General features: G+C 42.5%; 11 protein-coding genes. 1 reads left to right on the top strand and 10 read right to left on the bottom strand.

All coding sequences use genetic code 11. The features are described 5' to 3' along the window. The coding region (locus VMW01_14230; protein ID HUW07404.1) for an aldehyde dehydrogenase family protein at positions 1 to 958 on the bottom strand (958 nt) is incomplete at its 3' end. A gap of 385 nt (positions 959 to 1,343) precedes the next feature. On the opposite strand from VMW01_14230, the gene lnt reads away from it, so the two are divergent. Then, on the top strand, positions 1,344 to 2,954 hold the full coding sequence (lnt, locus tag VMW01_14225; GenBank protein ID HUW07403.1) for an apolipoprotein N-acyltransferase: 1,611 nt from the start codon (positions 1,344 to 1,346) through the stop codon (positions 2,952 to 2,954). A gap of 44 nt (positions 2,955 to 2,998) precedes the next feature. Here lnt and VMW01_14220 read toward each other — a convergent pair whose 3' ends face one another. The 9 genes from VMW01_14220 to VMW01_14180 all read right to left on the bottom strand — a co-directional run. Beyond that, entirely contained in the window at positions 2,999 to 6,310 is a 3,312-nt protein-coding gene (locus VMW01_14220; GenBank protein ID HUW07402.1) for a two-component regulator propeller domain-containing protein, read from the bottom strand. 285 nt (positions 6,311 to 6,595) lie between these two features. After that, positions 6,596 to 7,888: a phosphopyruvate hydratase gene (gene eno / locus VMW01_14215; protein HUW07401.1), complete on the bottom strand. Its 1,293-nt coding sequence runs from the start codon at positions 7,886 to 7,888 to the stop codon at positions 6,596 to 6,598. Between the two features lie 92 nt (positions 7,889 to 7,980). Then, positions 7,981 to 8,463 (bottom strand): 50S ribosomal protein L17, encoded by a 483-nt coding sequence (gene rplQ / locus VMW01_14210; protein ID HUW07400.1) that lies wholly within the window; start codon positions 8,461 to 8,463, stop codon positions 7,981 to 7,983. Positions 8,464 to 8,469: 6 nt separating this feature from the next. Next, on the bottom strand, positions 8,470 to 9,462 hold the full coding sequence (locus VMW01_14205; GenBank protein ID HUW07399.1) for a DNA-directed RNA polymerase subunit alpha: 993 nt from the start codon (positions 9,460 to 9,462) through the stop codon (positions 8,470 to 8,472). Positions 9,463 to 9,479: 17 nt separating this feature from the next. Continuing rightward, positions 9,480 to 10,088: a 30S ribosomal protein S4 gene (rpsD, locus tag VMW01_14200; protein ID HUW07398.1), complete on the bottom strand. Its 609-nt coding sequence runs from the start codon at positions 10,086 to 10,088 to the stop codon at positions 9,480 to 9,482. Positions 10,089 to 10,144: 56 nt separating this feature from the next. Next, positions 10,145 to 10,534, bottom strand: a complete 390-nt coding sequence (rpsK, locus tag VMW01_14195; GenBank protein HUW07397.1) for a 30S ribosomal protein S11 — start codon at positions 10,532 to 10,534, stop codon at positions 10,145 to 10,147. 12 nt (positions 10,535 to 10,546) lie between these two features. Continuing rightward, positions 10,547 to 10,927 carry a 30S ribosomal protein S13 gene (gene rpsM / locus VMW01_14190; GenBank protein ID HUW07396.1) on the bottom strand — a complete coding sequence of 127 codons (381 nt, stop codon included), beginning with the start codon at positions 10,925 to 10,927 and terminating at the stop codon, positions 10,547 to 10,549. Between the two features lie 386 nt (positions 10,928 to 11,313). Next, the gene (gene map, locus VMW01_14185; GenBank protein HUW07395.1) at positions 11,314 to 12,093 is read right to left on the bottom strand and encodes a type I methionyl aminopeptidase; all 780 of its coding nucleotides are present in this window, start codon (positions 12,091 to 12,093) and stop codon (positions 11,314 to 11,316) included. Positions 12,094 to 12,117: 24 nt separating this feature from the next. Beyond that, a partial coding sequence (locus VMW01_14180) for a hypothetical protein (GenBank protein ID HUW07394.1) occupies positions 12,118 to 12,342 on the bottom strand: 225 nt, incomplete at its 5' end.

The raw sequence follows: 12,342 nt of genomic DNA, 5'->3' as shown, positions 1-12,342 counted from the left end.
TGTCTGTATCAGGATGGTTGGGTGCACCAACCAATAAGCGGCTCGTCAATGCAAGAAACCGATCCAGAAAGCGATCAAAAACGTTATTCTGAACATAAATACGTTGCGTGTGAATACAAACCTGTCCTGAATACGAAAAGGCTCCAGCAACACACAGCTTAACCGCATCGTCCAAGGCACATGACTCAGTAACAATTACACCAGCATTACCGCCCAACTCAAGAACTACACGCTTTCGACCTGCTTCGTTTTTCATTTTCCAGCCAACCTGAGGAGAACCAGTAAAGGTTAGAAGCGCAAAGCGATCGTCAGTAACCAGCTGATTCCCGGAATTTCTATCCATTGGCAATATCGAAACAGAGCCTTTTGGAAGTGAGGTTGCATCAAACGCCTCCGCAAGCGTAAGTGCTGATAGCGGAGTGGACCGTGCTGGCTTCAAAATAATAGGACAACCAGCAGCAATGGCAGGGGCTAACTTGTGGGCAGTGAGGTTTAACGGAAAGTTGAAGGGTGAAATGGCCGCGACAAGTCCCACCGGGAAATATTTAACTATCCCCTCCTTCCCCTTACCGGACGGAGTCCAATCAAGCGAAATATACTCAGAAGGCAATCGCTTGGCTTCCTCGGCTCCAACTAAAAAAGTTTGAATTGCCCTATCTACTTCACCAAGCGCCAACTTAATAGGCTTTGCTGCCTCCAACGATAGCGTTTCTCCAATTAACTGTCTCCTCTGTTGCAGATATTGAGCCACCGTTTTAAGCGCATCGGACCGTTCATAGGCAGGCATATTTGCCAGCTGTTCTTTAACCGCCTGCACCTTGTCTATAGCGTTCTCCAGTTCAGTCTTTCCCGCTAAGTAAACCGTTGCAATCACCTCTCCATTATAAGGATTCTTTACAGCATACTGTTGCTCCGTAGCACAAAACTGACCACCTGAATATACTTTCTTAGTCTCCATATACCTGAGTAATTAATTATTCAGCATAATACAAAAAACAACAGTTCAAAGTAAAGAGCACACTCAAAATTAAAGCTAAAATTTGTTGTAACATTTCCAACGTTAACAATTTGTCTAATTTTGGACAACCGACTGCATCATTTTTCTCCAACAGGAGACCTCAACCAACAGGTTGGTCTTCCTTTTTTTGGTAGCACGAAGAACCCAAAGATCAAGGGCTTGTTTTATGCAAGCCGAACAACTTTATAATTTTTCAGGCTATAATGGATTAAGAAAGCATGTGGTTTTATAACAGTAAATTGCGGACATAATTCGATTAATATTTGCATGTGGAGCAGTAATCAACTCTCAATGAATAGCTCCGTCAATATTTAAAAAAACAACAATGAAGCAATCAAGATTTCTACCCCTTTGGCTAAGCATAGTAAGTGGAATTCTACTTTCGTTACCTTGGTATCAAAGCATGCCCGGGCTCATTATTCTTGTTGCGTTTGTTCCGCTGTTGCTTGCCGAACACCTTCTAACTAATCAAGAAAAGAGCACAAAAAAAATCGCACTGCATGTTTCCATTGCCATGGCAATTTGGACTGCTATCGATGCTTGGTGGATAACAAACGCTGCCGTAGAAGGGCTAATTGCCGCAATAATCATCAACACTACGCTAGGCAGCATGGTGTTTGGCCTTTTCCACATCACCAAGAAACGGTTGGGCAATACTGCAGGATACATTAGCCTAGTATTTTTTTGGATAGCCTATGAACACTTCTATACCAATGCTGAGATCAGTTGGCCTTGGCTCACCCTAGGAAATGCATTTGCGCACAATGTTCACCTAATACAATGGTATGAGTACACCGGAGTTTTGGGAGGAACGCTTTGGGTCCTCGTTACCAACATCTTTCTGTTCTTTGCAATTCAAGCGTTGATAAATAATAATAGGAAACGTCTGCTTTTATGGGCTACCTGGAGCATAGCCGCTGCCATTGTTCCCATCATTATTTCTGCGGTAATTTTCAGAAACGTCACAGAAACTGGAGTTAACGCAACAGTTGCCATTTTGCAGCCCAATATTGATCCTTACAACGAAAAGTTCAACGGTATGTCCGACCTCGAGCAGACGACCATACTGCTAAGTTTGGCACAGGAGGCCTCCGACTCCAAGGTGGACTTCTACATTGCTCCTGAAACTGCTCTGCAGGGCCAAATTATGGAGGATAACCTCATGGCAAACGGATCGGTTGCCCTTGTTAAGCATTTTATCGAAATGCACCCAAACGCCACATTCATTGTAGGAATGACCTCCTACAAGACATTCTACTCCACCAAAAAGCCAACACCAACGGCAAGAAAGGTACCTGGGCAAAATCTCTATTACGACCGTTTCAATTCAGCACTCCAAATAGATAGCGACGGCTTCCATATTTACCATAAATCAAAGTTGGTGGTTGGTGTTGAAAAAATGCCCTACATTAACCGCTTCCCTTTCATTGAAAATTTGGCACTTAATTTGGGTGGCACAACTGGTAGCCTAGGTACTCAATCCACAAGAACGGTGTTTTACTCACATTATGGGCAATTCAGGACTGCTCCGGCCATCTGCTACGAGTCTGTTTATGGCGAGTATTTTGCAGAATGGATTAAGAATGGTGCAAATATTGGAATAGTGATTACCAACGACGGTTGGTGGGGCAACACACCCGGTTATCACCAGCACCTAAGCTATTCGTCCTTGAGGGCAATAGAAACAAGGCGCTACATTGCACGATCGGCCAATACCGGAATATCGGCCATCATTAATACAAAAGGGGAGATTGTTCAGCAGCTGGGCTGGTGGAAACGTGGGTTTATTAAAGGAGAGGTTGTAACCAACGACAAAATCACCTTTTACGTAAAGGCTGGTGATTACCTTGGCCGAATTGCCACACTGCTTGCACTCCTTATGCTTCCGGTATTACTTGTGCAGTATCTTAGACGTAAATCAGGGAAGGAAAACTAGCGATTTAGTGAGCGCACCAAAAACATGATATTGCTTTCAAGTTCTCAAATACCTGTATTAATGCCCATAATGAGAATATCATCGACCTGTTCGTATCCATTTCTCCACTCCACGATGCTCTCTTCAAGCATAGCCTTTTGACGCTCCATAGGTTCTCTATGGATATTCAGCAATAGGTGTCTGAAGCGCCGAAACTTGTATTTCTTCCCTTCAGGGCCGCCAAATTGGTCAACATACCCATCAGTAAATAGGTATAAACGATCCTCCTGTTCGAGGTCGATGGTTTCGCTGGAGAACTGTTGATTGCCACTGGTAGCCAAGCCTACAGCAAAACGGTCACCCTTCATCTCAATTATTTTATTGTCACGAACAATGTACATGTTGCTAAAAGCACCGGCAAACTGCATTCTCCTTGCAGTCTTATCGATTACGCAAAATGATACATCCATGCCATCCTTAACATAAACATTCTGTTCGTCCTTACTGAAGGTATCAATAACACCTTTGTTTAATCGATTCAATATCTCTGCCGCATCGTCAACGCCCTGAATGGTTGTGATGTTTCGAAGCAGCTCAAAACCGATAATAGACATAAATGCTCCAGGTACGCCATGCCCGGTACAATCAACCACTGCAACGAATATTTTATTTTCAGTCTCATTTATCCAAAAAAAATCGCCACTCACTATATCTTTTGGTTGGTATAAGATAAATGATTGAGGGATAATTTTCGAGAAGGACGTGGCGGACGGCATCAGTGCCTCCTGTATTCGCTTAGCATAGTTGATGCTATCAGTGATATTTTTGTTTTTCAAAAAAAGTTCCTCTTTCTGCTTCTGAGCCTCTGTAATCGCCAATTCCCTCTCCTTTAGCAGCCGTCTGGTCTCCTTTAACCCGCGTGTTCTGTAGAGGATAAATAGGATTGTCACAAATATTGCCAAAATAGCATATAGCCAGCGAGCCAAAGCCGAACCCCAAAATTCAGTTTTAATTACCACGTTTAAACTAATACCTGTCATGTTCCAAACGCCGTCATTATTTGCGGCAAGAACTTTTAGCGTATAATGCCCTTGCTGGAGGTTGGTAAACGATACGGAGTTTTCAGTACCCAGATCTACCCATTGATTGTCGAAACCATCTAAAATGTATCGGTAAGTATTTTTGCTCGTCTTGGAAAAATCTAAAGAAGCAAACTCAACGGTAAAGAAATTGCAGCCCTTGGGAATGTTAACAGTCCCAAAATTTTGTACAGGAACCTCCTCTACCCCCTTGTGTGTGTATATATGGCAAGCTGTAAAAGCCATGCGAGGAGCAACGTCACTAATTTTAATGGAGTCGGGGAAAAAGTAGTTCAATCCATTTATTCCTCCAAAAAAGAGTTCTCCCCTTTTATTTTTGTAACAGGCACCAACATTAAACTCGTATGACTGCAATCCATCAAGAATATCGAACTTAAACACCTTGCCCGATTCAGGGTCAATCTTTGCAATACCACGGTTGGTGCTTAACCAGATATTTCCCCAACCATCTTCCTCAATGGCATAGACCAACCCATTGGGTAAACCATCACGTTCCGTATACTGCTTAAATACACCCGAGGAAGTATTAAATTCACTCAACCCGCTAATGGTACCAACCCAAAGTAGGCCTCTGCTATCCAGATAGAGCGAAACAATTTCATTGTTAATTATTCCATCACCCTTGAAGGGGGTTGGGCGTAAAAACCTTATGACCTTTCCGTCAGTAGTGCTATATCTATTTAATCCATTGGAAGTCCCAACCCAGAGATTACCATCTCTATCACTTGCAAGCGCGCGAATATCGGAGGAGGTAAAGAGCAACGATTCACGTCCTTGCTTATCCACTCTATCAACTCGTTGGCCATTGAACCGGTATAAACCAAAGGAAGTTGCAAACCACAAATTCCCCATAGAGTCCTCATTAATTTGATAGACTCTATTGCCCTTAAAAACAGACTTAGATGGCAAATGATAGTAGGAAAAGAAGTCCTCCATCTGATGTAAGGATTCATTATACACGGCAACTCCATCCCTAGTTCCAATTAATAAATCGCCCCACGATGTTTTGCAGATTGCATGAACAAAATTATTAGGAATTCCACCAGACCTCATGGCACCAAAGTGCTCAATAGCCATTGTACTCCTGTTCAATTTATACAGCCCGCTACCCCATGTTCCAACCCACAACGACCCATATCCGTTATCGTAGATGGAAGCCACTAGGTTGTTACCAAAAAGAGGTTCGTCCTTAGAATTATAAGAATATTTATGAAACTTAGGTTCCCTGTTGTCAATCTTAACTAATCCTTGAAGAGTGCCAATCCACAGGTTTTGACTGCAATCCTCAACAATAGAAGTTATGGTATTCGACAAAAAAGATTGATTCGACGAAACGAGCTTATTATAGAGGTTGAAGGTGTATTGGATTGGATTAAAAACGCCAACACCATCATCAGTTGCAAGCCAAAGTTCACCCTTACTGGTCTCTGCTATCAAATTCACCACATTATTTCCCGATTTAGGATCAGCGTTGCCAGGAAAAAATCGTTTGAAATTATCGCTCTCAGGGTTATATAAATTGAGGCCAAACTGCGTCCCCACCCACAATCTACCTTTAGAATCCTCAAAAATATATTTAATACGATCGTTGCTTATCGAGTGTTTATCTCCTCTTTTGGTGTAATACCTCTTAAATATCCTTCGCGCCCTATCGAAAAGATTAAGTCCATCCTTCGTCCCTACCCACAGGTTCATTTTGCTGTCCTCTAGTATGCAGAAATCATTGGTTCCCACTGAATAGTTGAAGGGGTCATTATAGTGGCGATAGTGCAGAAACTTGCCAGTTTTAGGATTCAAACAATCCAATGTTTCTAGCGTCTTAGCCCAAACATTATTTTGGTGATCGACATACACATAGTACACAATTGAAGAGGCAAGCGACTGGCTCCCTCCATCGGTGTATCTGTAGTTGGTAAATTTATCCGTAACGGGACTAAAGCTGCTTAGCCCAGCCTGCGTTCCAATCCAAAGCGTTCCGAAAGTATCTTCTCTTATGGAATAAATAAAGTTGCTCGCAATTGAGCGGTCGTCTGTCGGTTGGTTTCGATATATCTTAAATGAATAACCGTCGTATCGATTAAGTCCATCCTGGGTTCCCACCCATAAAAAACCTTTGCTATCGATAAACAGGCACTGAACGCTTGACTGCGAAAGTCCATTGTCAATGGTAAAAAGTTCAGCTTGTAGCGCATGATTCTTGCTTTGAGCATTGGCTGTAATGGCCGTAATGCACAAAAGCACAGTAAAAAGAGATCGGTATAGGACTCCCCTTTGCATTATGCTAATTTAGCACTAATAATTATTGATTCCATAAATAAAGACGAGAAGATAGCCCACAAAGGGATACAAATCGACTATTATTAGATAATTAGTATCCGGATTTTATACCGTTGGTTGCAGTTTTTAAGTCATTCACCCACTCAGGACAATTCTTTATCAAAACGAATCTCTTGCTGGAATTACCAACTCCATTACTCAGCCTACACACAACTATATCAGACACTTAATACAATAAAAAAAGCCGTCTTTGTAGAGACGGCTTTTACAACAAACAATTTCTACCTATCGCTTTGCATATTTAAATGCACGACCCAGGTATTTTGCATCGGCTCCTAGCATCTCCTCTATACGAAGTAACTCATTGTATTTGGCTATCCGGTCGGAACGTGAAGCGGATCCAGTCTTAATGAGGCCTGTGTTTAGGGCAACAGCAAGCTGAGCAATTGTAGTATCTTCTGTTTCACCAGAGCGATGGCTCATGATGGAAGTCATTGAGTGGAGATCAGCCATTCTTACAGCCTCAATTGTCTCAGTTAGGGTACCAATTTGATTTACCTTAATAAGAATTGAGTTGGCCACACCCTGATCGATCCCCATCTGAAGTCTCTTGGTGTTGGTAACAAAAAGATCATCACCAACAAGCTGGCATTTTGAGCCAATTGCATCGGTAATCAACTTCCAACCCTTCCAGTCATCCTCTGCCATACCATCTTCGATAGAAATAATTGGGTATTTATTCACCCATTCTTTCCAGTAGGCAACCATCTGCTCAGGAGTGAGCTTATCACCAGTAGATTTGTGCAAATGGTATACATTTTCCTCAGGTAAGAAATACTCTGAAGAAGCTGGATCAAGTGCGAGGAAAACATCTTCACCAGGACGATAGCCTGCTTTTTCAATAGCCTGAAGAATAACAGTAACTGCTTCCTCATTAGACTTTAAATTTGGAGCAAATCCCCCCTCGTCACCAACGTTGGTGGAGTAGCCCTTACTTTTAAGTACTGACTTTAGGTGATGAAAAACCTCAGCACCCATGCGAATAGCATCGGTAAACGAAGCAGCACCCACAGGCATGATCATGAACTCCTGAAAATCGATACTATTGTCAGCATGAGAACCACCGTTAAGGATGTTCATCATTGGAATGGGCAAGGTACATGCATTAACGCCACCAACATAACGGTATAGTGTTTGCCCCGTGGCCTGTGCTGCAGCATGAGCTGCGGCTAGTGAAACGCCTAGAATAGCGTTTGCGCCTAGATTAGCCTTGTTTTCAGTGCCATCAATCTCGATCATTGCTCTATCGATGGCCTTCTGGTCGGTAACCTCCATACCCCGTAGCTCTTCGTTCAGGGTAGTATTTACATTCTCAACCGCCTTTAGAACTCCACGACCAAGGAATCTTCCTTTATCGCCATCGCGAAGTTCAACGGCCTCGTGTATTCCAGTAGAAGCGCCGGATGGTACTGCGGCACGGCCAAAAGCGCCATCTTCGGTAATAAGATCAACCTCAACGGTTGGGTTTCCACGTGAGTCAAGAATCTGACGAGCGTGAATGTTAAGAATTTGTCCCATGATAAAAATATATTTATGTTACAATATAGCCTAAAAAAAGGGGAAAAGGTACAACCTTTCCCCCTGGCAATGCATATGAAACAATCTTCGTGTTACTCTTGATTTGTCTCCTCTGCAGCAGCTTCAACAGGGGCTGCAGGTTCCACAACAGTACTTTTGCTACGGCCTCGACGTGTAGTCTTCGCCTTCTTAGCAGATGCAGTTTTGTTGTAGTTTTCGTTATAGTCAACTAACTCAATGAAGCACATTTCGGCAGCATCACCAAAGCGATTTCCAGTTTTTAAAATTCTGGTATATCCACCAGGTCTGTTAGCAACTTTTTGAGCAACCTCCCTGAATAGTTCAGTTACAGCATACTTATCCTGAAGTAGGCTGAAGACCATGCGCCTGGAGTGAGTAGAATCCTCCTTAGAGCGATTGATCAGAGGCTCAACGTAGGTACGAAGTGCCTTTGCCTTAGCCACCGTAGTGTTTATGCGCTTATGCATAATCAACGATATAGCTAAGTTTGCCAGAAGGGCCTTGCGGTGAGCACTCTTACGTCCTAAATGGTTAAACTTTTTATTATGTCTCATCTCAACTTATTCCTTGTCAAGTTTATACTTCGTAACGTCCATACCGAAGGTAAGATTTAAGCTTTCGAGAAGCTCATCCAATTCGGTAAGAGATTTTTTTCCAAAATTTCGGAATTTCAGTAAATCATTCTTGTTGAACTTTACTAAATCACCAAGGGTCTCAACTTCAGCCGCCTTCAAGCAGTTTAATGCTCTAACAGAAAGATCCATATCGGTAAGTTTGGTTTTGAGCATCTGCCTCATGTGCAGAACCTCTTCATCAAACTCCTCGCCCGAGAATTTCTCGTCAGGCTCCAAGGTAATCTTCTCGTCAGAGAATAGCATAAAGTGGTAAATCAATATCTTAGCAGCTTCTTTCAATGCCTCTTTTGGATGAATAGACCCATCGGTGGCAATCTCCAAAACCAACTTTTCGTAGTCTGTCTTTTGTTCAACACGATAGTTTTCCACTGCAAACTTCACATTTCTGATTGGAGTGAAAATAGAATCTATTGGAACAACGCCAAACTCTGTTTCAGCGGTTTTATTCTCATCTGAAGGAACATAACCTCTACCCTTTTGAATAGTAAGTTCCATTTGAAGCTTAACATTGGGCTCCATATGACATATAACTAACTCGGGGTTGAGAATCTCAAACGAAGAAAGGAAGTTGTTGAGCAATCCGGCCTTAAAATCTGTTTCCCCGGATATAGTTGCGTTAATTTTCTCATGCTCTACGCCTTCAACCGTACGCTTGAAACGAACCTGTTTTAGATTGAGAATAATCTCAGTAACGTCTTCAAGGACGCCGGTAACGGTGGAAAACTCGTGGTCAACACCAGCGATCTTAACCGACGTTATTGCATAACCTTCCAAGGAAGAGAGAAGTATTCTCCGGAGGGCGTTTCCCACCGTAATGCCGTATCCAGGTTCCAATGGACGAAACTCAAATTTTCCATAGGTTTCACTGGATTCCACCATTATCACCTTATCAGGCTTCTGAAATGCAAGTATTGCCATAACAACTTCAGGTATTATTACTTGGAGTAAAGTTCAACGATGAGCTGCTCCTTAATGTTTTCAGGAATTTCAGTTCTTTCAGGGTGATTCATATACTTGCCTGTCAGGGCATTTGAATCCCACTCAAGCCAAGCAAACTTAGCATGTCTTCCACGTGAAAGAGAATCCTGAATAACTTCAAGAGCCTTGGATTTTTCGCGAACACTAATGATGTCACCTGGACGCATTGTGTACGAAGGAATGTTTACTATACTGCCGTTTACAGCAATATGACAATGCCCAACCAGCTGACGCGCAGCACGGCGAGTAGGAGCCACACCTAATCTATAAACCACATTATCCAAACGAGCTTCCAGCAAGCGGAGCAGGTTTTCACCTGTTACACCCCTCATTCGAGAAGCCTTGTGAAAAGCATTCGCGAATTGACGCTCAAGCAGGCCATAGGTGTATTTCACCTTTTGTTTTTCCTGCAACTGAACTCCGTATTCTGAAAGTTTTTTACGTTTCTTATTTTGGCCGTGTTGCCCGGGGGGATAACTCTTGCGTTCATAAGCCTTATCCGGTCCGTAAATGGGCTCCCCAAACTTCCTAGCGATTCTTGAAGTAGGTCCTGTATATCTTGCCATTTAACCTAATTTTATTTAATCAACATTAGCACTCAATTTTACGAATACTAGGTGAATTACACCCTTCTTCTGCTAGGTGGACGACAACCATTATGTGGAAGCGGAGTTACATCAATAATTTCAGTAACCTCAATTCCGGCAGAATGAATTGTACGAATAGCAGATTCACGACCTGCACCTGGACCCTTAACGTAAGCTTTTACTTTACGTAGGCCACTATCGTAAGCAACTTTAGCACAATCCTGCGCAGCAGTTTGAGCAGCATAGGGAGTATTTTTCTTCGAACCCTTGAAACCCATTTTACCAGCAGAAGACCAAGAAATTACTTGTCCATCGTTATTGGTAAGGGTAACAATAATGTTATTGAACGAAGAATGAATGTGAACTTGCCCTACAGGCTCTACTTTTACGACCTTTTTCTTAACAGTCCCTGTCTTCTTTGCCATAGTTACTTAGCCTTATTTAGTAGCCTTCTTTTTGTTAGCAACAGTCTTCTTACGTCCTTTTCTGGTACGTGCATTAGTTTTGGTTTTCTGTCCTCTTACGGGCAGGCCAAGACGATGCCTAATACCTCTGTAGCATCCAATGTCCATCAATCGCTTGATGTTCATTTGAACTTGGGAACGAAGTTCACCTTCTAGCTTAATTCCAAGATTGCCAATCGTATTACGGATTGCTGCAATCTGCTCGTCATCCCAATCCTTAACCTTAGTATTGTAATCAACGCCGGCTTCAGACAGGATCTTACGGGCTGTGCTATCGCCAACACCATAAATGTAGGTAAGGCCAATTTCACCTCTTTTGTTCTTTGGTAAGTCAACACCAACAATTCTAGCCATAGTGATCCTTAAAGTTTTACAAAATTAACGATTTTATCCTTGGCGCTGTTTAAACTTCGGATTTTTTTTGTTGATCACATATAAGCGACCTTTACGTCTCACGATTTTGCAATCGTCGCTACGCTTTTTTATGGAAACACGCACCTTCATTTTTGCAACGTTTTATTTGTACCTAAAAGTTATTCTGCCCTTGGACAAATCATAGGGAGACATCTCCACTTTTACCTTATCCCCAGGAAGAATCTTAATGTAATGCATTCGCATCTTTCCAGAGATATGTGCGGTAATTACGTGACCATTATCTAACTCAACTCGAAACATTGCGTTGGATAGAGCCTCTATGATCGTTCCGTCTTTTTCAATAGCAGTTTGCTTCGCCATGCAGTTTATGCCTTTTGTTCTAAAAACTCATCAATAAACTTGAAGGTTGACAGCACATCTGCCTTCCCATTTCTAACCGCCACAGCTAACTCAAAGTGAGCGCTTGGCTTTCCATCCTGGGTGCGGATAGTCCAACCATCCTTCTCCTGAAAAATCTGACGCTTGCCTGCGTTAATCATTGGTTCAATGCAAATAACCATGCCATTTTTCAACATTGGTCCTTGCCCTCTCCTTCCATAATTTGGTACTTCAGGAGATTCGTGCAAATTTCTGCCCAAACCATGACCCACCATTTCGCGCACTACAGTAAAGCCATTTTTCTCTGCATTTTCCTGCACTGCACTCGAGATATCACCAACTCGATTCCCAGCTTCAACTTTTTCGAGGCCCAAAGATAAACATTCTCTGGTAACTTTTAAAAGTTTTTTAACATTATCCGCCACTATTCCAACTTCAAATGTAAACGCTGAATCGCCATAGAAGCCACTTTTGAGAACGCCACAGTCGACAGACACAACATCTCCCTCCTGCAATCGACGCTCTCCAGGGATTCCATGCACCACCGCATCATTAATAGAGATGCAGAGCGTTGCAGGAAAACCATTGTATCCCAAAAATCCGGGAATGGCCCCATTATCGCGGATATACTCCTCTGCAACCTTATCGAGCGACAGAGTGGTAACACCAGGTGCTATATGACGAGCAACTTCTGCTAATGTTTTTGACACTAGTAAGTTACTCTCTCTTAAGAGTTCAATCTCTTCGTCAGTTTTATAGCTTATCATTATTTAAAGAACGTTAGTGCCTGCTTAAAAGCCAGACCTGCCCTTGAGTTTTGAACCACTCTTCATCAGTCCATCATAGTGACGCATCAGAAGGTGACTCTCAATTTGCTGCAGAGTATCTAGGATAACCCCAACCAAAATAAGTAGGGATGTTCCACCGAAAAAGTGTGCAAACTGATTGTTTACATGAAAAATCATGGCAAATGCCGGTAGAATAGCAACTAAAGCCAAAAACATAGAGCCTGGCAG

Origin of the sequence: Williamwhitmania sp., from assembly GCA_035529935.1 — a bacterium.
Classification (GTDB): Bacteria; Bacteroidota; Bacteroidia; order Bacteroidales; family Williamwhitmaniaceae; genus Williamwhitmania.
This window is presented reverse-complemented; position numbering and strand designations above follow the sequence as displayed.

Bases quoted from the DNA above. Each gene is read 5' to 3' on its own strand.
- rpsM (HUW07396.1), bottom strand. From the start codon at position 10,927: ATGGCTAGAATTGTTGGTGTTGACTTACCAAAGAACAAAAGAGGTGAA.
- VMW01_14205 (HUW07399.1), bottom strand. From the start codon at position 9,462: ATGGCAATACTTGCATTTCAGAAGCCTGATAAGGTGATAATGGTGGAA.
- rpsD (HUW07398.1), bottom strand. From the start codon at position 10,088: ATGGCAAGATATACAGGACCTACTTCAAGAATCGCTAGGAAGTTTGGG.
- map (HUW07395.1), bottom strand. From the start codon at position 12,093: ATGATAAGCTATAAAACTGACGAAGAGATTGAACTCTTAAGAGAGAGT.
- eno (HUW07401.1), bottom strand. From the start codon at position 7,888: ATGGGACAAATTCTTAACATTCACGCTCGTCAGATTCTTGACTCACGT.
- lnt (HUW07403.1), top strand. From the start codon at position 1,344: ATGAAGCAATCAAGATTTCTACCCCTTTGGCTAAGCATAGTAAGTGGA.
- rplQ (HUW07400.1), bottom strand. From the start codon at position 8,463: ATGAGACATAATAAAAAGTTTAACCATTTAGGACGTAAGAGTGCTCAC.
- rpsK (HUW07397.1), bottom strand. From the start codon at position 10,534: ATGGCAAAGAAGACAGGGACTGTTAAGAAAAAGGTCGTAAAAGTAGAG.
- VMW01_14220 (HUW07402.1), bottom strand. From the start codon at position 6,310: ATGCAAAGGGGAGTCCTATACCGATCTCTTTTTACTGTGCTTTTGTGC.